The 21,033-nt window shown below is 69.3% G+C and carries 17 protein-coding genes, 2 tRNA genes and 1 pseudogene; 10 read left to right on the plus strand and 10 right to left on the minus strand.

The genetic code is table 11. The annotated features are described in order from the left end of the window. Positions 1-125: 125 nt before the first annotated feature. From D7223_RS16575 to D7223_RS16600, 6 genes and pseudogenes are all read right to left on the minus strand, one after another. Positions 126-492 (minus strand): annotated as a pseudogene (locus tag D7223_RS16575) (cyclic-phosphate processing receiver domain-containing protein). A gap of 799 nt (positions 493-1,291) precedes the next feature. Beyond that, entirely contained in the window at positions 1,292-2,347 is a 1,056-nt protein-coding gene (locus tag D7223_RS16585; RefSeq protein ID WP_120729318.1) for a hypothetical protein, read from the minus strand. 1,030 nt (positions 2,348-3,377) lie between these two features. After that, positions 3,378-4,112, minus strand: coding sequence for an SDR family NAD(P)-dependent oxidoreductase (locus D7223_RS32815; protein ID WP_158610898.1), 735 nt, complete (start codon positions 4,110-4,112; stop codon positions 3,378-3,380). A gap of 633 nt (positions 4,113-4,745) precedes the next feature. Beyond that, positions 4,746-4,898 carry a hypothetical protein gene (locus D7223_RS33595; protein ID WP_238162063.1) on the minus strand — a complete coding sequence of 51 codons (153 nt, stop codon included), beginning with the start codon at positions 4,896-4,898 and terminating at the stop codon, positions 4,746-4,748. A 1-nt stretch (position 4,899) separates the two neighbouring features. Next, a complete protein-coding gene (locus D7223_RS16595; protein WP_238162064.1) occupies positions 4,900-5,451 on the minus strand; it encodes a DUF4386 domain-containing protein in 552 nt (183 codons plus the stop codon). 50 nt (positions 5,452-5,501) lie between these two features. Further along, positions 5,502-6,236: an NAD(P)-dependent oxidoreductase gene (locus tag D7223_RS16600; RefSeq protein ID WP_120729320.1), complete on the minus strand. Its 735-nt coding sequence runs from the start codon at positions 6,234-6,236 to the stop codon at positions 5,502-5,504. A gap of 99 nt (positions 6,237-6,335) precedes the next feature. On the opposite strand from D7223_RS16600, the gene D7223_RS16605 reads away from it, so the two are divergent. From D7223_RS16605 to D7223_RS16635, 7 genes are all read left to right on the plus strand, one after another. Continuing rightward, positions 6,336-7,016: a TetR/AcrR family transcriptional regulator gene (locus tag D7223_RS16605; protein WP_120729321.1), complete on the plus strand. Its 681-nt coding sequence runs from the start codon at positions 6,336-6,338 to the stop codon at positions 7,014-7,016. Positions 7,017-7,074: 58 nt separating this feature from the next. After that, positions 7,075-7,614, plus strand: a complete 540-nt coding sequence (locus tag D7223_RS16610; RefSeq protein ID WP_120729322.1) for an RNA polymerase sigma factor — start codon at positions 7,075-7,077, stop codon at positions 7,612-7,614. Further along, a complete protein-coding gene (locus D7223_RS16615) occupies positions 7,611-8,417 on the plus strand; it encodes a zf-HC2 domain-containing protein (protein WP_120729323.1) in 807 nt (268 codons plus the stop codon). The genes D7223_RS16610 and D7223_RS16615 overlap by 4 nt, the downstream gene beginning before the upstream one ends. A 14-nt stretch (positions 8,418-8,431) precedes the next feature. Then, a complete protein-coding gene (locus D7223_RS16620) occupies positions 8,432-9,238 on the plus strand; it encodes an ABC transporter ATP-binding protein (RefSeq protein WP_120729324.1) in 807 nt (268 codons plus the stop codon). Continuing rightward, on the plus strand, positions 9,235-10,575 hold the full coding sequence (locus D7223_RS16625; protein ID WP_120729325.1) for a hypothetical protein: 1,341 nt from the start codon (positions 9,235-9,237) through the stop codon (positions 10,573-10,575). The genes D7223_RS16620 and D7223_RS16625 overlap by 4 nt, the downstream gene beginning before the upstream one ends. 65 nt (positions 10,576-10,640) lie before the next feature. After that, entirely contained in the window at positions 10,641-11,150 is a 510-nt protein-coding gene (locus D7223_RS16630) for a hypothetical protein (RefSeq protein WP_158610899.1), read from the plus strand. Between the two features lie 510 nt (positions 11,151-11,660). After that, positions 11,661-12,986 carry an SNIPE associated domain-containing protein gene (locus D7223_RS16635; RefSeq protein ID WP_238162065.1) on the plus strand — a complete coding sequence of 442 codons (1,326 nt, stop codon included), beginning with the start codon at positions 11,661-11,663 and terminating at the stop codon, positions 12,984-12,986. Positions 12,987-13,218: 232 nt separating this feature from the next. On the opposite strand, the gene D7223_RS16640 is transcribed toward D7223_RS16635, so the two are convergent. Then, complete coding sequence (locus tag D7223_RS16640; protein ID WP_120729327.1) at positions 13,219-15,897, minus strand: DUF6493 family protein; 2,679 nt, start codon at positions 15,895-15,897, stop codon at positions 13,219-13,221. Then, complete coding sequence (locus D7223_RS16645; protein ID WP_120729328.1) at positions 15,890-17,236, minus strand: SWIM zinc finger family protein; 1,347 nt, start codon at positions 17,234-17,236, stop codon at positions 15,890-15,892. The genes D7223_RS16640 and D7223_RS16645 overlap by 8 nt, the downstream gene beginning before the upstream one ends. 188 nt (positions 17,237-17,424) lie before the next feature. Between D7223_RS16645 and D7223_RS16650 the strand changes: the two genes are divergently transcribed. The 3 genes from D7223_RS16650 (at position 17,425) to D7223_RS16660 (ending at position 19,014) form a co-directional block, all read left to right on the plus strand. Beyond that, positions 17,425-17,492: transfer RNA gene (locus D7223_RS16650), tRNA-Asp, on the plus strand. Between the two features lies 1 nt (position 17,493). Further along, positions 17,494-17,580, plus strand: a tRNA-Ser gene (locus tag D7223_RS16655). Positions 17,581-17,934: 354 nt separating this feature from the next. Beyond that, entirely contained in the window at positions 17,935-19,014 is a 1,080-nt protein-coding gene (locus D7223_RS16660; RefSeq protein WP_238162066.1) for a hypothetical protein, read from the plus strand. Between the two features lie 294 nt (positions 19,015-19,308). On the opposite strand, the gene D7223_RS16665 is transcribed toward D7223_RS16660, so the two are convergent. Continuing rightward, positions 19,309-20,643, minus strand: a complete 1,335-nt coding sequence (locus D7223_RS16665) for a polysaccharide pyruvyl transferase family protein (protein WP_202864659.1) — start codon at positions 20,641-20,643, stop codon at positions 19,309-19,311. 223 nt (positions 20,644-20,866) lie between these two features. Further along, positions 20,867-21,031 carry a CstA-like transporter-associated (seleno)protein gene (locus D7223_RS16670; RefSeq protein WP_202864660.1) on the minus strand — a complete coding sequence of 55 codons (165 nt, stop codon included), beginning with the start codon at positions 21,029-21,031 and terminating at the stop codon, positions 20,867-20,869. Between the last annotated feature and the right edge of the window lie 2 nt (positions 21,032-21,033).

The raw sequence follows: 21,033 nt of genomic DNA on the forward strand, positions 1-21,033 counted from the left end.
GCGCGCTGGTGCCGGCACCTTCGGTGCCTTGGGTAGCCGCCGACCGCCGGCGTGGACAGCTGCGAGTGCGCACGGACGTGCCGCCGTCTGAGTGCGACGGCCGCCCGATGGCGCACTTGTTTCGATCAGCTCGCCGCGGGACCGTGGAGATAGCCGACGGCCGTGCAGCCCGACGCGACGCGGACGCGATAGCCCCAGTGCCGTAGGACCTGCGCAATCCTCGCGGCGCCGCCAGGGTTGGCGAGTGAACGTTGATGACGCCGGTGTCGAAGCGCCGTCCTCGAACGCGGCATGTTCCAGGACCTCCACGACCGGTCAGTTCGTGTCGTCCCCTCCCGAGTCGTGGTCCAGCCACAGCTTGTCCAGCCGCCGATCCCGGTATCGGCCGAGAAGCTCGACTCCGGCAGCACTCGTCCGGGCCACCTCGGCGCTGCGGTCGTCCACGAACTGACGGAGATCATCGATCAGAACGACCGATCGACGGGCATCCACGCGATGATCATGCCCCGCACCCTCATGATCCGCCATCCGAACTTGCCGCGAGTCGCGCTCTCTCGTCGACCGGCCGGATCTAGGCGATGTGCGTGCCTCTGCGACTCCGCGACCGGGTCCGACTGATCCGCAACGCCAACTTGTTCGTCGTTCCGGGCTTACTGATGATCGCGGTACTACCCGGCTGGTCCGGCCTGCTCGGAGTCGCCGTCACCGGAGTCGCCCTGTACGTGCCATTCTCCTTGCACCTGACCCTCGGACAGGACTGCATCCCCACCGGGTGGGCACCGCAAGCGGCGTCACCCTCGGACTCGCCGTCGGCGCCGGCGGACTCGCCGCGCCGGCACTGGGCGCTCTCGCCGAGACAACGTCCCTACCGATGGCCATCGCCACGCTGACCCTCAGCCCTTTGGCATCCCTCCTGGTACTGATGACGATGGTTGATCCAAGCCGTCCACGTCAGACCGTCGCGACGAGCGGAACCTGATGTCCGGCCAGCAGCGGCACCATCCACTGATCCGCCACGGACAACAACGGTCGCGCGACAGCGGTACGGACCGGGAGTGTGGGCTTGCAGGGCTGATCCGCTCGACAGCGTCCGGGTCGTCGCTCCGGGCACCTGAGCGACGATGAGGTTCCCGTCGAACCACATTCGCACCAAGGGATCTCAGCTCGTGACCTCTTCGGCGCACCCCACGGCGTCAGCACTGCCGGCTCCGCATCACCGGCTGGCGACGTCCGCACCTGCCGCTGGTTGTGAACCTGCCGGAGGGAGGGCGCTATCCCGACGAGCAGGCGGTCAGAAGCGGTAGAAGGAGTAGCTGTAGGGGCGGCCTCGGTCGTAGATGGCACGCAACCGTGGCTGCCTGATCTCGGGCAGTCGGGCCAGAACGCTGAGGAAGATCTGGCCGTCCGGCTCGAATCGGTGACCCGGGAGCAGTGCCGGCAGGGCTTCCGGCGGGATCGGGACCGACCGCCCAACCGGCTTCGGGGCTCGGTGAATTGCGAGGTGCCGCCAGGCGTCCCAGGCCAGCGGGACGGGCTTCACCGGCGGGGCCACCGGCCAGAGTTCACCGGTCTGCGGATGTTCCGGGATGAGGGCGAAGTGCCCGTCGGCATCCGGAACGCCGGGCCCGGCCAGCACCAGGATGCGCTCCTGCCCCGTGCTGACCGGGCCGACGAGACGCTCGACAGTGGGCCGGAAGACCTCAGCGACCTGATGATCCGGTATCACTGTAGGGCCGCCGCCCGAGGCGGCTAGCAAGTGTGCCAGCGCCGAGGCTGCGGCGGCAGCCCACATCAGGTGCCAGCCGCCGCCCGGTTCAGTCGGTGGGATGCCGGGCCGCTGGTCAATCAAGTCCGCCCAGTCGAGTACCGGGTGCGGGCCGGGGCCGTCCTCGAGGATGTGGGTGGTCAGCGGGTTCAGCCAGGTGGCCTGCCGCAGGCCACAGTCGTCGATCCGGATGGCTACCGGCGTGCCGCAGGTGACGCAGACCATGTTGGGCTCGCCGTCGGCGAGGCCACAGCAGGCGGAGTCTCCGACCAGCCCCGGATCGATGACGACACCTCGGACGTCTCCCGGGGTGATCAACACCCGGCCGACCGGCCCGGCCGAGATGCTGAACCTCGGCGCGTGCCAGCCGAGCGCCTCGGCTTCACCGGCGTCAAGTTCGGCCCACCGGCGCCAGGGTGGACCGGAGGGCAGCGGATTCACCGCGAACGTGCCCGGCTCCAGTGCCGGGACGAGCGATCCTGGCCCGTTGCCGTACTTCTGGTCCGCGTGGACGGGCAGCGCCACTCTCGACACCGGAGCCGTCAGAGCGGTGTCGCAGGCTCGGCAGCCGAAAACCGTCATGTATCCCCCGCGCGCCGACTGAGGTCAATAGTAGTTGATCACTTTGACCGAGCATTCGGACGCGCTCAGATGAGAGTCCATCGTCGCTGAGAGTGCGTTGTCGAGGATCAGGCTCGGGGTGCTGACTCAGCCGCTACACCGGCCGTCGGCGGCCACCGGCCAGGACCCTGACCATGTACGCGTCTCTCGCGAGTCGGACGGGCCCGACGGGACAACCGGATCTGCCGCTGACAAGGCGCGGCGATCGTGCGCGTGCTGCCCGATCGACCGATGCGGCTGCGGGAGCCAGCGCTGGCGCCAGCCAAACACTGGCCGGCAGCTCACGGGCGGTTGGCGGTCGGCGGCCCGGGCGAGTCCCGGTCTAGGGGGAGCAGGTTGGGAGCAACAGGGTGCTCTGAACAGCCTTGAACCGCATCCAACGGCATCGAAAGACGCTCAACTAAACCCACCCCAGCCTGCGGCTCCACATTTACGCAGTTCAGGGGGGGTGCGGCGTCCTGTTTCACCGCGGAGTGCTCCGCGGTTTCGCGCACGAGTCGACAGCACTCGATGTTCTCTGGTGGGAAGTGTGTGCAGGTCACGGCGGTAAGGAGCTACAAGATGGCCTGGACTTGCAGGTGGGAGCGCCTTGGGTGCAGGTTGGCGAAGTGGTCACCGAGCCCGGAAGCGCTCACCGACACTGGGCATAACCGACGGCTTTGACCTGCGGTGATGTGGGCGTGTGGCCCGGCGTGACCTCCCAGAGAACGCCGAAGTGTTCAGCGCTCGCTGCTTCCCGCCTGGTTGGTGGCGGCTGTCGACGGAAGCCTGCCGACGATAATCACGCGGCCAGGCCGCACCGATGTACTGCTCTGGGTGGCGTCGATATGGATACCGCTTCCTGAGACCCGAATCCCACCCCCAACCCGCTCAGCAGTGCTTCCTCGACAGTGATCACCTCGGCGCGCCCGAAAGCATCAGCACCGGAGACGCCGCTTCGCGGACCGGCGACATCCGCCCATGTCGAATTGCGGATGCCCCGGACGCGGGCCTACGGGGCGTGCACGACAGGCTGATCACCTCCCCACATCTCCACCACGGTTCCACCGACTCCCTCTTGGATGAGATTCAAGACGACGGAGACAACCTCGGCCGGAGGAATCAATGGGCGAGATGCCGCACGTTCGTCGGCACTCATGCGCTCCCACTGGGCCTGGGCTCGGCTCAGCCCGATCCAGTCTGGCGCTACGCACATCATCCGGACCCCATGGCTACTTTCCAAGCTGGCCAGACTGGCGGTGAAGCGAATCAGACCAGCCTTGGCGGCCCCGTACTCAGGCGAGCCGTAGGACTCGAAGCCAATGCCACCGCTGGATGCGATGTTGATGATCGCGCCACCACCCTGTTCCCGCATGGGGTCCAGAACGAGCTGACTGAGCAGCATCGGGGTCATGAGGTTCAGGCTGATTGTCGCGGCCCACTCGGCAGGAGTCGCCTGCGGGTACTGCCGCTGCGGGGTCCAGCCGCCGGCATTGTTGACGAGCACGTGAGGACCGCCGAGCTTCTGCGCTGCCGCCACGATGCGATTCATGTCGCCACGCTCTCGTACATCGGCGCCTAACGCTTGTGCCGGCATTCCGCGCGCCTCGATCAGGCGTCCACACGCCCGCGCGGCTCGCTCATCGAGATCGGCTACGACGATGGCATAACCGGCGTGGGCCAGGCCAAGCGCGATTTCGCGTCCCAATCCATTGCCGGCGCCGGTAACGATCGCGGTACGAACCATGATCACGCTCTCCCCAGAAGTCGCCCGTCGTGGTCGGCTCCTCCTACCCGCGGACTTGCCGTCTGAGACGCAAGCGGACACGGCCGATCGCCAGCGCCTCGGCGCAACTGGCTGGTTTGACCAAGCATCCGGATCTGCCGCTGATAAGGCGCGGCATGCCTGAGCTTGTCGGGTTGACGAGCCGGCCGTGGGAGCAGAACGGGAGTAACTGAACCCACCGATCGCCAACCGGGCGGCGGCGTCAGCTAGGACGCTTGGGCAAGCGGCCAAGGTGTCTGACGAACGACGTGCGGGACGGTCCGACGCAGCCTGGAGGCCGCAGCCCGGTCGCGAGCCCCTGATCGGGGGAGCAGGTTGGGAGCAACATGATGCGTTGAACGGCTCTGAACCGCACCGAACGGCAACTGACCGCATCCAACTACACCCACCCCTGCCTGCGGCTTCGCGTTTGTGCAGGTCAGAGTCGGCGCGGCGTCCTGCTTCACACCGAAGAGGTCACTGGTTCGAATTCAGTACCGCCCACCATCGAAATACGCAGAAGAGCCACCCTCGGAAGAGGGTGGCTCTTGCTGATCCATCGTCAGTTGCCGTTGGGCGTCAGCGGATCGTCAGCGAGGGAGGGGAGTGGGATCGTTAGCGAGCCAGCCTGCCCGTCTCGGCTTCGGGGATCCGCACGGCCCTGACCAGCAGCCACGCGATGAACGACAGTTCCGCGACGGCTGCGGGGGTCATGGCGAACGGTGAAATTTCTGCGCCGAGGTCGGGAGCGAGGAAGCGTGCGAACACGTCAACGAGGTGACCGACGCATCCGATCACCAGCAGGACGCCCAACACTCTGGGGAAGGTAGCCCGACCTGACCACCAGGTAGCCCAGCGGCAGGAGCCACAGGCCGAAGTACGTCTGGGCGATGAGGTACCCGTCGTGTTGCATGTCGGCGAACAGCATGGTCAGCTGGTCGGAGCCGGTCGGGCCGAAGGCGGCGCTGTAGTCCTGGCCGGTGGCGACCCTCAGCGCCGCGTTCTGGTTGAGCAGGCTCAGGCTTTGGATCGCGACGCTGACCGCCACGAAGGTGATCATCGCGGCAGCAGCCATCTGGTTGACGTGCCTGAGTAGCAGATACAGGGCCATGCCCGTCAACAGAAAAGCCGTGGCTCCCACCAGTTCACTGACGAAGCCGATGCGAAACAGGGTGGCCGAGGTGGAGATGTTGTCGGCCGTCGCCGCTGGATCCTCCGGCTCGACGATGCGCGTGTTCACCAGCCCGGCGAAGATGGTGAACACGGCGACGGCCAGATACAGGGTCCCCGCAACTCGCGCGAGCGTCTTCGATGTGGTCATGAGTTGGTCCTCCATGCGATTGCAGGGCGGCCAGTCGACATGTCCGTGGCCTACGCCGGCCGGTCGCCGTGCGCGAGGGCCGATGGGGTCAGCCGGCCGACGATGGCCGGGGCCTCTCGGACGAGAGCGTCGTTCTCCACCGCCTCGACCATGAAGCGGGCGTAGTCCACGCGGCGGGTCAGGTTGCTGGCCAGGACTGGGTCACCCACGTGCCGGCTCCACACCGGCAGGCCTTGACTGTCACCCTCCTCCAGGTCGCTGCCCCGTACGACTGTCCAGTCGGTGTCACTGGCGAAGATCCTGCGGCACGCCTCCACCTGGTCATCCACGTCCACGACACGGGCAAGCTTCGCCAGCCGACCGAACACGGCCGCGTAGATCTTGAACTTCCGCGGGTACACGTCTTTTTCGTCGCGGGCGATGTGCCAACCGCAGGAGAACACCAGACGGGCGCCGGGACGCGCGTGGTCGAGCACAGCCTGGGCCGTACCGGAGGCATAGTGGTCCACCCCCCACGGCACCAACACCGTGAGCACCGCATCGCACTCGTCCACCGCCCGTGCGATCACCGCACGATCGTCGGTCGCTCCGGGGAACACCGTGATTCGTCCCGCGAACCCGGCGAGCTTGTGGACGCTCTGCTCTCGGCACACACCCACGACCTCGTAACCCTGGTTCAACGCGTGCTGCACCAGGTAGCGCCCGAGTTTCCCGGACGCGCCGACAATGCACAGCTTCTTTCCCACGCCCGGCTTCCTGGCTCCGTCCACACCGATCGACTCCATGACCCTCTCTCCGCGCGTCGTTCCAGCCTTACGCTGTAAGGTATAGCCTTACGGTGTAAGACTGTCAAGGCGTTCGAACAGCCTGAGCAGGAGGCCCTCGTGACAACCGAACCAGCCGGCACGCCCGCGCCCCGCCGCAACTCGCTCAGCAAGGAGGGGGTGCTTCGCGCCGCGGTCGCATTGGCGGACGAGGCCGGCACCGCTGCGCTGAGCATGCGCAGGCTCGCCGAGCGGCTCGGCGTCGAGGCCATGTCGCTGTACCACCATTTCCGCAAGAAGGACGCGATTCTCGACGGCATGGTCGACCTCGTCTTCGACGAGATCGAGCTCCCGCCCGACGGCGCCGACTGGCGGGCCGCGATGCGACGGCGGGCAGTCTCGATGCGCGGCGCACTGGTTCGCCACCCGTGGGCGATCAGCCTGATGGACTCAAGGAAAAACCCCGGCCGCGCGACGCTGCGTCACCACAACGCGGTGATCGGCTGCCTTCGGTCGGGGGGCTTCTCGATCTCCGGTGCCGCGCACGCGATCTCGGTGCTGGACAGCTACCTCTACGGATTCGCGCTCCAGGAGCTCAGCCTGCCCTTCACGTCACCCGCCGACCTCGAGGACGTGGCAGGCTCGATTCTGCGACAGATGCCCCGCGATGAGTTCCCGCACCTCGCCGAGATGATCGTCGACCGCGCCCTGAAACCTGGTTACGCGTACGCCGAGGAATTCGAGATCGGACTCGACCTGATCCTCGACGGGCTGCAACGACACCGCGAGAGCTGGCGGTGACCCGTGAGAAGGCGAGCACCGCGTCACGAGAACCTGATCTTGGGATTCGGGCGTCTGTATGGGTGTGAGGGTGGATGAAGCGGAGTTGGTGCGGCGTACCGCACGTGGCGATCGGGCGGCCTTCGACGAGCTGTATCGCCGGACGTCTCCGTGGTTGCTGGTCCGGCTGCGTCGCCGCTGCGATGACGACGACCTGGTCGCCGACGTCATGCAGGAGACGTATCTGGCGGTGTGGCGGGCGGCGGATTCGTTCGCGGGCGTGAGCGCCGGCAGCGGACTCGGCTGGCTGTGGTCCATCGCCGCGCGCCGGCTGATCGACGCCTTCCGTCGGCGTGCGAGGGATTCGCAGGCGGTACCGCTACCACTGGCGATGCGGAACCCGCCGGCGGCGGAGGACGTGGCGCTGGACGGCACGGTCGGTGACGACGTCGGGGACGCCCTGCGCAGACTGGCACCGGAACTGCGTCAGGTCCTGCACGCCATGGTGGTGGACGGACTCACGGTCCAGGAGACCGCCGTCCTGCTCGGTCTGCCGGAGGGGACTGTCAAGACTCGCGCCCGCCGTGCGCGACTGGCACTGCGGGAGGCGTTGTCATGACCGCACACATCTCCACCGGCCTGCTGGGCCGGTACGTCACGGGGGACACCGGCATCGCGCCTGACGTGTTGTGGGCGGTGGAGGCACATCTGGAGGAGTGCGCGAGCTGCCGAGACCGCTCGGCCGAGGTGGGCGACGTCGACACGGCGGCGCTGCTGGCCCGGGTCCGGACGGGTCTGGACGCCGCGGTGTCCGCTACCGCACCGGCACCCGGACGGCGCCGGTGGCTGCCTTCGCGGGCCACCCGATGGGTGACGCCGCTGTTCGTTCCCTGGCTCGCGACGACGGTACTCGTGGTCCTGGTCGCGCTCGGCTTCGACCTGGCCGCCGGAGCCAGGAACGGGGCGCTGCCATCGCTGGTCGTCCTCCTCGCTCCGGTGGCGCCGTTTCTCGGAGTCGCCACCGCCTGGACGCGGCGGTTCGATCCGGCCCACGAGATGGTCGCCGCGACAGCGCGGGCGGGCCTCGGGTTGGTGCTGCGGCGAACCTTTGTGGTCCTCGTCGTGGTCATTCCGGTGCTCGCCGCGGCCGGCTCGCTGGTGGGTGCCTCCCCAGCCCGCTGGCTGCTGCCGTGCCTGGCCTTCACGATGTGCGCGCTGGCATTGGGTGACCTGGTCGGCCTGCCCCGGGCCACGGCGGGGCTGGCACTGCTCTGGGTGGCGGTGGTCATCGGGCCGAGCATCGTCACCGCCCGCATGTCGGTGCTGCTGACCGAGACCGCCCTGCCGGGCTGGGCGGCGCTGACAGCTCTCGTGACCCTCGTTCTGATCGCCCGCCGCAACAGTGCCGCCGAGCTTCGATGAAGAGGAAGTACGGAATGAAGAAGGCGATCAGTGCCGCGTCCGTGGCGCCGACGACGTACGCATGGGCGATCCGGGCGCTGGACCTGCGCGTCCGGACCGGTCGGCACCTTGCCGTCAACGGCCTCGACCTGTCGTTGGGCGTCGGCGTGCACGGGCTGCTCGGGCCCAACGGCGCCGGTAAGACGACCCTGATGCGGGTGCTCGCGACCGTGCTGCGCCCGGCCGGCGGTGACCTCGAACTGCTGGGCCACTCCGTACCCGAACGGCTCGATCTACGGACGTTGCGGCGATCGATCGGGTACCTGCCGCAGGAGTTCGGTTTCTACGGCCGATTCACCGTGCGGGAGTTCATCGAATACATGGCCTGGTTGAAGGAAGTCCCCGCGCGCGACGTGCCCGACGCGGTGGAGCGTGCGCTGGAACGGGTGCGACTCACCGATCGCGGCAACTCCCGGATGAAGACGCTCTCCGGAGGCATGCTCCGGCGGGCGGGCGTCGCGCAGGCCGTCGTGAACGATCCCGAGATCCTGCTGTTGGACGAGCCGACGGTGGGTCTCGATCCCGAGCAGCGGGTGGCGTTCAGGTCGCTGCTACGCGAGTTGGGCACACACACCTGCGTGCTGGTCTCGACACACCTGGTGGAGGACGTGGTCGCGGCGTGCACGGACGTGGTGCTGATGGATGCTGGACGGGTCGTGTTCCACGGTGTACCTGCCGACCTGGTAGAGCTGGGTCAGGAGGGGGCGGTGGGCGACAGCTCGGCTGAGCGCGGGTACACCGAACTGCTGCGCCGGCACCGCGCCACCGGGGGCGTGGCATGACCGGCCGGATCCTTCGCGTCGAGCTTCGCCGTTCGGCCGCGCTGCGGGTAGCCGGTGGGACGGCCCTGCTCGGAGCCGCACTGCTGTACGTCGCCGTGGATGGCTGGGGCGGACGCTGGATGCTTCTGGCGCTCTGGCAGCGGGAGTACCTGTTCATCCTCTGGCCCGTGGCTCTCGGCCTGGGAGCCTGGCACGCGGGCCGTGATCGCAGGTGCCGCACCGACGAGCTGATCTCGACGACCGCCCGCCCGCGCTGGCAGCGGGTCCTGCCGGCGGCCGCCGCGATGGCGCTGTCGGCGGCCGCCGGCTACATCCTGATGTACGCCGCCGGCGTGGCCCAGGTCGCGATGCTCACCAGCTATCTCCCCGGCCAGTCCGTGGTGATCGCCGGTGTCGGCGTCCTCTGGATGGTGTCCGGTGCCTGGCTCGGCATGACCGTCGGCGCGCTCGTACCGTCGCGGCTGACACCGGCCGTCACCGCTGTCGCCGGTGCCGCCGTGGCGATCGTCGCCATCACCGATCGCGGATACGCCCACGTGCCCAAGTTCGTGCACCTGCTGACGCCATCGCCGTTCGGGTTCTGGGGCGACTTCGTGACCGTCTCCGGCAGAGTCAGTGTCGCGCACACCGTGTGGCTGGCCGGCTTGGCCGTCACCGGTCTTGCCGGTTTCGTCTGCGCCACCCGGACCGCGCGGCTGGTCGGCCTCGTGCCGGCAGTGGTCGCAGCAGTCGTGGCCCTGGCGCTGCTACCCGCTGACCGGCAGCGGCTGCCCGTGCCTGATCCGGAGGCGGCCGCTCCGGTGTGCAGCTCCGATGCGGGGCCCGAGGTTTGTGTGACCAGGGTGCATGCTACTGCCCTGGCGGATCTGCGGGAACCGGCGCGGCAGGCCCTCGCGACACTGTCGGCGAAGCTTCCGCAGGCGCCCACGTCCGTCCGGGAGACACCCGCATCGTGGTATGACCCGCAGCCCCGCCCACAACCGCGCAACACCCTCCTCGTGGAACTCGAGCTCGACCCCTGGGGAGGTGCGAAGGGCAGTCCGGACGAGCTGCGGTGGCGGCTGCTGGACGGGGCGGGAACGCGGCCGTGTACGTACATCATCGGGAAGCCGGCCGCCGCTCGATCACACCACATCGCACGGCTCGCGGCGGCGGCCTGGCTGGTCGGCGGGCCGCCCCCGTCCGGCGAGCATGGCGACGCCGCGCTCCGGGCGTTTGAGAAGCTACAGTCGCTCCCGGCGACCGAGCAGCGGGCCCGCATCGCCGCGTTGCGGGAGGCGGCACTGGCCTGCGACGAGGTGAACCTGCTCGAAGTCCTCGTCGGGGACAGCCGATGAGATGGTTGACGTTGTACCTGCGATGCCGAGGCATCCCTACCTCAGCAGGGGTGGCGCTGGCCGGGGTGACCGTGCTGTGGTGGCTGGGCCAAGTGAACGATGTGCCACGGCTCAGACTCTCCATCGCGCTGCTGACCGTGCTGGTGGTGACCGTCCCCTTCGGGCCGGGGCTCGCCGGCGCGGACCCCGCGTTGGATCGGACGGCTGCGCTCGCCTGGCTGCCACGGCGGGCCGCGCACATCCTCGCCGTCATGGCGACCGCTGCCGTCGTCACCGCCATGCCGGCGCTGGTAGGCGAACCGGTGGCAGCGGCGGAGTTCCTGGTCAGGGACGCCGCCGGGGTCGGGGGACTGCTCGCGCTCGGCGGAGTTGCCTGGGGGGCTCAGTGGGCCTGGCTGCTGCCCGTCGGATGGACTCTGACGGCGCTTCTCTTCGGGCCGGCGACTTCGCCCGCGTACCGTGAGGTCCTGACCTGGATGATGCAGCCGGCCGGCACCACGTCGGCCACCGCCACCGCCGTAGCCATCGCCCTCGTTGGCGTAGTCTCACATGCGGCCTTCGGTGGTCGCCGGTAGCCCGGTCTTCCGCCGACCGTCGACCATCGCTGTTCATGCACCGGCGGCTCCGCTTCGCAGGCCGGTCAACCGCCCATCGTCGAACAGCAGGTTCCACGGCGTGCAGTCACATGGATGACGTTGCGCGGTGCGTCCAGGTCAGGGTGCTCGGTGAACCTACCGGTCGTGACCCTGTTCGTTGCATCGATACCGCGTCGGGTGCGTGACTGTGGTGAGCGGATGGGCACGTGGATGGGTCCTGTTGGTGGGACTTGTTGGCTGAGTGCTTGATGTTGGGCTGCGGCTGCGGGGCTAGCGTCAGCGGTTCATGGGTGACACGTGGGGGACTGATCTGTGGCTTACCGTTTCAATGCTCCGCCGAATTGGCCGACACCGCCGTTGGGTTGGGTGCCTGGTCCCGGGTGGAAGCCGGATCCGGTATGGGGACCCCCACCGCCGGGATGGCAGCTGTGGATCGCCGAAGCGCCGCCTGCGGTTCCGGCTGCGCAGCAGCCGCCCGCAGCGCCCGCGGTGGCAGTCTCCGTGCCTCCGTCGGTCCCGGCGCCACGTGCCGACGACTCTGGGATTCCGCTGTTCGGGGCGCGCGGCAAAGCGCGGGAGTTGGCCGCGGAGGTGACGCATCTGCGGGCGGAGCTGGAACGGCTCCGTGTGGAGATGAACCGTCTTGGTGTGCTGCCGGTGGCCGAGCTGGAGCAGTATCGAGAGCGGCTGGAACGCGAGATCGCGGAGCAGGCTCGAACGGCTCAGGGGCAGAAGGCGGATCTGGATCGCCGGTTGCGGGAACTTCGTCAGCAGGTCGTGGTGACCGAGGAGAAGGCGCTGCTGCAGGAGGCCGGCGTCTACGAGTATCGGCATCCTCTGTCGGATGCGGTCGCCTACCAGGCCGCTCTGGCTGGGCTGCAGGGCGAGATCAAGAGCATGACCAAGCGGGAAGGCGGAGCGGTCCTGGCCGCCACTGGCTGGACGGTGAACGGTTCCGCAGCCGAGGGGCGAGTGATGGTGCGGGACTTCTCCAAGCTGATGCTGCGGGCCTACAACGCCGAGGCGGACAACCTGGTACGCGGCCTGAGGCCCTACAAGCTCGACTCGGCCGTCGAGCGGCTGGGCAAGGTGGCGGCGACCATCGCCAAGCTGGGCAAGACGATGCAGATCCGCATATCCGAGGACTACCACCGGCTGCGGGTACGCGAATTGGAGCTTACGGCTGACTACCAAGCGAAGGTTGCCGAGGAAAAGGAGCGTGAGCGGGAGGAAAAGGCGCGGCTGCGGGAGGAGCGACGGGTCCAGCAAGAGATCGAACGCGAGCGCGCCCGTCTAGACAAGGAGCGCCAGCACTACGCCAACGCCCTCGTCGCGCTGCAAGCCAAGGGCGACGTCGACGGGGCCGCCCAGATGCAGGAGCGGCTGGCGCAGATTGACACCGCGATCCAGGACGTGGACTACCGGGCCGCCAACGTGCGCGCCGGCTACGTGTACGTCATCTCCAACCTGGGAGCGTTCGGCGAAAAGATGGTGAAGATCGGCATGACCCGACGCCTCGACCCGCTCGACAGAGTGAAGGAACTCAGCGACGCCTCCGTACCATTCAACTTCGACGTGCACGCTCTGTTCTTCTCCGACGATGCCGTCGGCATCGAAGCCAAGATGCATGCCCGCCTGGCGGACCGCCGAGTCAATGTCATCAACCAGCGACGTGAGTTCTTCTACGCCACGCCCCACGAGGCCAAGGAACACCTGCTTGAGCTGACAGGCAACCTGCTGCAGTACGACGAGGTCCCCGAGGCGCTCGAGTACCGGCAGAGTCTGACTCAGGCGAAGGAGAGCGGTTCGGCGTGACCTCCCAGAGAAAGCCGAAGTGGTCAGGCCGGCGGCGCTGTCGGACGGACGACCTCTTGCCGACGACACCCACCGTCCTGTCGGTCACCGCTTGGTGATTAGATCGGCGCTTGTAGCTGCGGTTCACCCTTCGACCCCCGGCGCCTGTCTCATTGCCTGGAACATCGGTCTCACGGGCAACGGCCTGGCCAGGGCTTTCACGTGGGTGGTCTCTTCGGCGATCCCCAAGAGGTCAGGTCGTCATGAGCGCGGCGAGCCGACGGGCGGTCACGGCGAGACGGCTGCGGCCGGGCTTGGCGGCCAGCGCGGTCAGGCCCGGCATCTCCGCGGAGTGGCCGCCGTCAGGAACGGCGCTGGCGGCGAGGTCGACGAGATCGGGCAGACTCCCGCGCGGTCCGGCGGACAGGAGGATCCGCAGCGCCGCCGACGTCACCTGCCAGACCGCATCGCGGGCACCGGCCTTGAGCGCCTCGGCCAGGGGCTGGACGACCCGCTGCAGCACGATCCGGTTCGTGGCGGCGAGGGTGCCGACCTCCGCGCCGACGCCGGTGCTGTCCCAGTCCGGGCGTGCGGCGAGGGTGATGAGCGCGTCGGCGGCCGCCAGCCGCACGGTCTGCCGGTGATTGGCGAGCGCGTACGCCATCGTCAAGGACATTGCCGGACCGGCCGGGCCGTCGGCCGCTGCCAAACCGGTGAGGAAGCCCGTGCCGGCGTTGCCCTGATCCACCCTGGCGGCGACGTGGGGCTGAAGGTGCGCGGCGATCGCCTCACGGTGGGACGGCGCGATCATCGGCCACAGGTCCAGGGTGCCGACCAGCGAGGGGGGCCTGGCCCGTGCGGAGGCGTCGCGCGGAACGGCGAACTCGGCCGGCAGGCCCGCCGGGTCCAGCATGGCGATTCGCCGACCGCCGGTCTCCTCGACCCAGGTCTTCGGATCGTGTCCGGTGGTTAGCCAGTCGGCGAACCGGCGACCCGCCGGCGAGACCAGGCGGGTGGCGGCCGTCTGAACGGCAACGTCCATCTCGCGCGGCAGGCGCAGGATGGCCTGCGTCAGGTCGGCCTCGCCGGGCTGCCAGCCGTCGCGTTCCGCCTCCCGCAGGAGGTGGAGAACCCGGGCCGGGTCGACGTGTCCGGCGACAGTGCCCGGCGTGGCCAGCAGCGCTACCGGCGGGGCACTGCTCAGCAGCGCGGTGAGTTCGGCGACCCGGCGTTCCACGAAGACCGTCATCGGATGCGGTTCCGGGCGGTACGACGTGTGGTACCACCCCGGGTCGGGCGGCGCGTCCCGCTCGATGGCGGCGGCGACCAGGGCCGGCCAGAGCCCGGACCATTGCGGAATAAGCGGCTCCAGCACCCGAGCGGCTTCGGCCCGGTCGCGGCGTACCGCCCGCACCAGCCCGTCGAGCACCAGCTCGTGCCGGATCGGGTCGTCGTCGCCCCGGCGCAGCACGATCGCCAGCTCCCCGGCCAGCGCGCCGAGATCCAGCGGCGGCGGCATCTCGTCCGGTGTCTCCGCGATGAGGGTAGGGGCGGGCGCGGGGGCGGGGGGCGCGGCGCCGAGCAGCGCGGCGAGTCGTTGCGCGACGACACCGTCCAGCGCGGGCACCTCGGCCCGCAACCGCTCACGCGCTGCTTGCGACAGGGTTGACAGCCGTGCCTGGACCAGGTCGACGGTGCGTTCGGCGAGTTCGGGCACCGAATGGTGCAGCCCGACGACCAACCCGTCCAGCAGGTCCTCCAGTGGAAGCCTGCGCAGCCAGGCAAGATGTGCCCGGACCAGCTTCTTCTCCTGGCGGGACAGCATGCTTTGGGTGATCTCCGCCAGCGTGACCTGATCCAGCTCGGACGCCCGATGTAGCGCCTGCAGGGAGTTGTACGCGAAGTCGGCAACCGTCGACATCTCCGCCGTCAGCAGGCCGGTCAGCTCCTGTCGGTGGCTGGCCAGCTCGTCGGTGCCCGGCGACATCTGCTTGAGCATGTCGAGGTACGGCTGCAGCAGTCCTTTACGCCCGCCTGCGCGCAGGCGGCGTAGGCAGCCCCGGATGAGCACCTCGCGGTCGATCCGCCCGCTGGCCGTCAACTCCATCAGCGCCGGCGGCCAGTCACGGCGGGCCACGCCGGTGACGAGTGCGGTGGCGACCCGGTCGTCGTCGACGAGGTACGGCAGTACGTGGTCGAGCCACGGGTCGGCGGCCAGAGAGGAGGTGAGCGAAGGGCGCCACATCTCCACGTACCGCGCGACGGCGCCGGGGGTGTCCGGTGGCTCGGCGCCCACGGCCCGCATGAGCGCCTCGGTGAACGGCCAGGGGGTGGACCGACTGCGGGATCCGGCGCGCCGCGCCATGCCGCGGGCCAGGGCAGCCCCCCAGGTCGCGCCGCGCACGCGCAGCAGACCGGGCACCAGCTCGGGTACCACCCGCAGCGGCGGGCCGACCCGCCACGGACGGTGCAGGCGTCTGACCGCGTCTGTCGCCGTCGGTGTGCACGCCACGACGGCCATCGCCAGAGCCTCGTGGCGGCGCTGGGTCAGCCGGGTGGCCGACTGGGCTGCCTGCCACTCGAGGTGCCGCTTGTTGCTTGTCCACCGGCGCTCGCGCTCGCGCAACCGCTGGCGGGCAACGTACGCCTGGAAGCCCTCGAGGTCTCGGGGCGGCGGGCCGTCGTTTGCGGATACGAGGAACCCGACGACGACGAACGTGCCGGAGGTGGGCAGTTCGGGCTCGGGCTCGGGCTCCGGCTCCGGCGGTGGCGGGACGACCGGCTCCGGCGCGGCGCGGGTCGGGGTGTGCGCCTCCAGCGACGGCAGCAACGCTGCCCGTCCGTCGGCGTCCAGACCGGCAAGCAGGTCGGCGAGCGCGTCGAAGTCCGCGTCGTCGATGCGTGCGCACACGTCGCGCCAGAGGTCACCCACGCTGCTGTCCCGTCTGCCCGAAGATCATCGCCGCCACGACGTGCTTGCACGGTCCCCGCCGGCCCTGGTGCCCGACCCACCAGGCGCAGGTGCAGGCGTACTCCTCACCGCGCCGATGGACGAGATATGTGGACTCGCCGGAGGTCACTTCGATGCCCGCCGCGCTCACCACCAACCCGCCCGTCGCCGTCAGGATCCGGGCTGCGGCAAGCCGAGGGTGCAGCGCGGCAACCAGATCGGCCCGGTACGGCAGCGGGCGGTGGAACGACGCCGCCTCGGCGACGTCGTACCCGACCTGGCCCGCGGTTGCCAGCGCGGCGAGGGCGGACGTGGCCCGTCCGGCGTCCCACCCGGTACGCGCGGCGACCGACGCGCGATCGATGACCGGATCGACGGCCAGCAGGGCATCCAGTGCGTCGGCGTCGGCGACGGCGGACCCGGACCCGAGGTCGGCCAGCAACTGACCGTCGCCGGCGAAGCCATGGCTGACGGCGGTCGACAGCAGCAGCGTGAACCGGGCCGTGCCGAAGTCCAGCACCCAGCCACTCACCTCGGCGGGCGCGCCACTGGCCGGCGGTGCGTAGAGGGTCACCGTCCGCGCCAGGGGAAGGAGCGGCCGCAGCACCGAGAGCCGGAATCCGTCGGCCACGCAGACGGCGCCGGAGACCGGCCGAGTGGTGGACCGCCACCCGGACCCGGCCGGCACCAGCCAGCGCGCCTGCCGGCCGGTGCGTGTCGACATCTCGGCCAGCAGCGCGACCGCACGCCCGGCGCGGATCTCCAGCCGCGGATCCATCGGCAGCGCGTGCGCCGCCGTCTCGGCCAGTCCGCGCAACCAGCGCGCCGGCAGCGGCACCCGCTTCTCGACGACCTTTCCATCGAGCGTCGACACGGCGAGTTCGTCCTCGCCCACCGACAGGCGCAACGGGTCCTCGCCGCCGACCCGGGTCAGCGACTCGTACAGCGTAGGGTTGATGTCCACGTTGGTGGTGCCGCGGCCCACCGTCGCATCGTCGAGCTCGGCGACGGTCAGGTCCAGCCGACCGTACAAACCACCGCACGTCGACAGCGCCTCGAACCGCAGCCGCTCGCCGTCGCCGGTGACCACCGGGTCACGCCCCGCCGTGCCGGTGCGGACCGGCCGGAAGTCCGCGCCCGCGATGTCGGCCAGCGCCAGCAGGCCCCCGGCGACCACCCGCGGCGTACGCACAAAACCGGCGAAGAAGGTCTGTTCGTCGACCCGATCCGGCGCCGACGTGGCGAGGGCCAGGTTGCCATCGGTCAGTCCGGACGGCTGGCGGTAGATCCGGGTGTCCACGGCGGAGGCCGTCGCGCTCAAATCGCTGATCCTTCCGGGGGTACCGCTCGGCGATCCAGCGAATCCTGCCACGCGATGTTCCCACCACGCTGTCCCGCGCGGCCAGCGGGGCGATCGTTGGCGGTCTTTATCTGACCGTTGAGTAGCCGCTGACAAAGCGCGGCGTCGGCGGGCGTTCGTCACCGTCCGTACCCAACGTCGAATCGTTCGCCCGCTCAGGGGGAGCGCCGGCCGGTCAAGCCGGAGGTCGCCGGTTCGAAACCGGTAAGGGGCGCCATGAAGAGGTGGCCGAGATGGCAAGGCAGCGGGTCGCTAGCCCGTAACGGGTCACACCGTCGGGGGTCTGACTCCCTTCCTCTCCACCAGCCTTCTTCCCCGGTCAGCCATGCTGCCGGCGACCCGGGCGAAGCGCGTCGAGGGTCCCGGCGACGCCCTCGGTCCGTTCCGAGTCCGCAGCAGCGGCGTCTGCGGAAGGCACCCTCGATAACGGTAGGCTCCCGCATCGGAGTGCACCGATCTCGACAACGAGGAGTGGCGGTCGGTCATGTCGTCCGTGCGCTGTCGCCGAAGACTCGGTGCCGGGCCTTCACCGCCCCCGCCACCGTGACGGTCGTTCTGGCCGCTGCCCTTGGTCGCCGGGGCGTGCACGCGGCCGGCCACCGCATCAGGACCGAAACCCGCCGGACTCCTCCGGTAGCGCTTTGACAGAGGAGCAGACGATGACCGGGCCCACTCGCGTACGCGTCGACTTCGACGACATCCTTCGTCAGGTCGAGGCCAACGGCCACGACGAGGTGCATGTCGAGTTCGTCGCGGACGCGCCCCACGACGCGGATAAGTTGATGGTTGTCGCGGCGGCGGGCGATGCGGTCGATGTCGCCAACGGTGCGGTGCCCGACATGATCGGCGGCGATCCGATGGTGAGCGTAGCGGGTGTCTCTGTGCTGCTGCGGAGGTTGCTGAGCGAGGAGACCCTGGCGGCCTGGGTGGACGCCTTCGCCGGCACGCTCGCCGTACGCGAGTTGTCCGGGCTGGTGCGCGCGACGCCGCTGGACCGCCGGCCGGACTGGGTGACGGAGTTGGCTTCGCCGCGCATGACGGTGTTCGTTTCGTGCGAGGGCGCATTGGACGCCGGCGATACGGGGTGGTTCGCGGCGGCCGTGCGGTGGGCGGCGTTCGACGGCGCGGCGACGCTGCTGTCCACCGGCGGCGTACACCAGTCGGTGCCGGTCGATGGGCTCGCCGACCGGCTGGCCCGGGCGCTGCGGGTCAACGGTGCGGTCGCGGTGACGTTCGCGGGTCCGCCGGGCGGGCGGGTGAGCCGTGTGCAGCTCAACGCGAATGGTCATGTGATGTTCCAGGAACATGACCCGTTCGGCCGGCCTGCCGAGAAGGCCGCGCGAGCCCGTGACGCGTTGCTGGCGAACTGCTCGGACACGCGGCTCGGATTCGTGGCAATGGTGCCGTTGTGGACTTACGAGTGGGATGCTCGCGCTCGTGCGCTGCCGGCCCTGCCGACAATTCCGACTTCGTCCGTACATGTGCTTCGCGACAACGGTGATGTCTGGCGCCGGTTCGTACCGGACGCGCACGGCATGCAACTTCTCTCGACGGGGCATCAGCGCAGCGGGGTCGACCTGTCGACATGGCAGATCTCCGAGGTCGCTGGCGGTCGGCTGCTGGTCGAGGCGCGTGACCTGGCAGAGTGGCTACGTCCGGGCGGGCCGGGAGGGGCGGTACTCACGGCGGCCCGCACCAGCTTCCGCCCGGCCATCGTCCCCACCAACCCACCCCTTTAGGCGCTGAACATAGGCGAAACCGCACGTCCCGGGGGACGCCGCCCGGCGGGTCACCAACCCGGTGAACGCTCATGGGCGGCCCGGTGCGTGATGGGCATCGGCCCGGTCAACCGCCTCCATGCCAGCTTCACGGCTGCGCGGAGGGCGGTCGCCGACGGTGCTCTCGCCGCTCCTACCGGCACGTGTCCGGCCGACCGGACCGACCCCACCTCGCCGAACCGATCGACTGACATTCCCGGCCGTGGTGCCATGCCGCATCGTCGGGAATCGTCGGTCGACCGGTGCCGGCCTGCGTCAGGCCGGAATGCCGAGCCGGGCCTCCTTGGCCACCTTCGCCATCGTCGCCCGCTGCCGCTGTCGTACGTAGGCGAGCGCCGCCTGCGTCTTCGCCTTCGCCGCGGCCGGGTTTTTGGCTATGGCGAGCACGGCGGGGGCGATGCCGGCGCGGGACCCCTCGTCGTCCATGTCGAAGAGCCAGTCGCCCAGCCCGATGTCGCGCCACATGAAGCCCTTGGTCGTCTGCTGTCTCCAGCGACACACGACCGCCGGGATTTCGCTGCCGACACACATGATCGGTGAGTGCATCTCGTGGCCGAAAAGCCCGGCGGAGCGCAGGTAGGTGCTACGCGCCTCGTCGAGGGACCAGAAGCTGTCCCGCCAGACCACCTGAGGCTTGACGTCCGCCGGGAGTTTGTCCAGCAGGATCTCCTTGCCCAGCCGCACCTGGCTACGATCCTCCGGGCAGATGAGGATCTTCATGTCCGTCTGCCGCACCACGGCGGTGATGGCGGCCCGCAGGGGCGCGTGATCCTGCTCCTTCATCCGCTGGTTGTAGGCGTCGCTCGCCTTCTCGCTCTCCGTCGGCTCCCGGTTGTAGATCTCCCAGTACGGGGTGACCCGGTAGCGCGGGATGCAGCAGAGGAACGTGCCCGTCTCCAAACCGTTGGCCCGCAGGAAGGCGTCGGCTGCGGGAGTGTCGGCGAGATCGGTGGCGAACGCGCCGTCGGGGCCGAATCGTACGGTGGGCACCGGTTGGTTCAGGCCCTTGTCCAGGGCGTTGTTCATCGACACCGTGTCGCGGAAGAAGACGAACTTCGCGTCGTTGAGGATGTCCAGCGTCTTCTGGTCCGGGTCGCCGAGAGTGATCCCGTAGACGCCGTAGGGCTTTCCGGTCTCCGCGCGCCAGCGCGCGACGTCGTCGGCCGCCACCAGGTAGGGCCCGGATCCGTGCAGGAGGAAATCGTTGTACGCGAACGCCGCCCTGATCCCGGCGGCGGTCCGGTCGATCACCGTGAGGTTCGGGAACCGCGCCCGCAGCATCTCCTCCACCCCGTCGGCGATGCTGCTCGGCCACAGCTGCACCTCGGCGTCAGGGATGTGCTCCTCGATCAGGGCCAGGACCCCTGGTGTGTGGGCGACGTCGCCGATGTTGACCGTCTGCCACGAGGACCGCAGCAGGATGCGGGGACCGCGTTTCGCCGCCGCACCCGCCCGGGACGGGGCGATCTCGTCGGTGTCGGCCGAACGCCAGCCCAGCTGGCTCACCAGCCCCGCCGCCACCAGCGCTTCCAGGAAGTTCCTTCTATTCAACATGCGTTTATTAACGGTCGTGTTCGCGGCGGGTGTCAAGAAAGTCGCATCGATTGTCGACACAATTTCCTCCAGCCGGCGAAAGCGGATCGGCGGCACGACGAATAGCGCGCGGAGGGCGCGCGCTATTCGCCTGCCATCGATGCCCTGAACTGCTGCTATATTCTCCCGCACATGAATGGAGGATGGCTTGTCGATCGTTCCCGTCGGTCTTTTTCCGCTGCCTGGGCACCGAGGCGAGCAACCCGGTGCCCACGCGGTCTCAGCAGCAGCGGACGGACGGTGCGTTACGGCGTTCCTCGAACTGCCGGCGGGTGAGCGCCGGACCGGTCGGGTGTGACTGACGGTGGTGTGCCAGATAGGTCGCGTAGGCGTTCTCGCCGGAGATCTCCCTCAGGTACCAGCGCAGCCAGGAGAGGAACCCCACCG

The sequence above is a fragment of the Micromonospora endolithica genome (assembly GCF_003626595.1).
In the GTDB taxonomy this organism is placed as follows: Bacteria; Actinomycetota; Actinomycetes; order Mycobacteriales; family Micromonosporaceae; genus Micromonospora; species Micromonospora endolithica.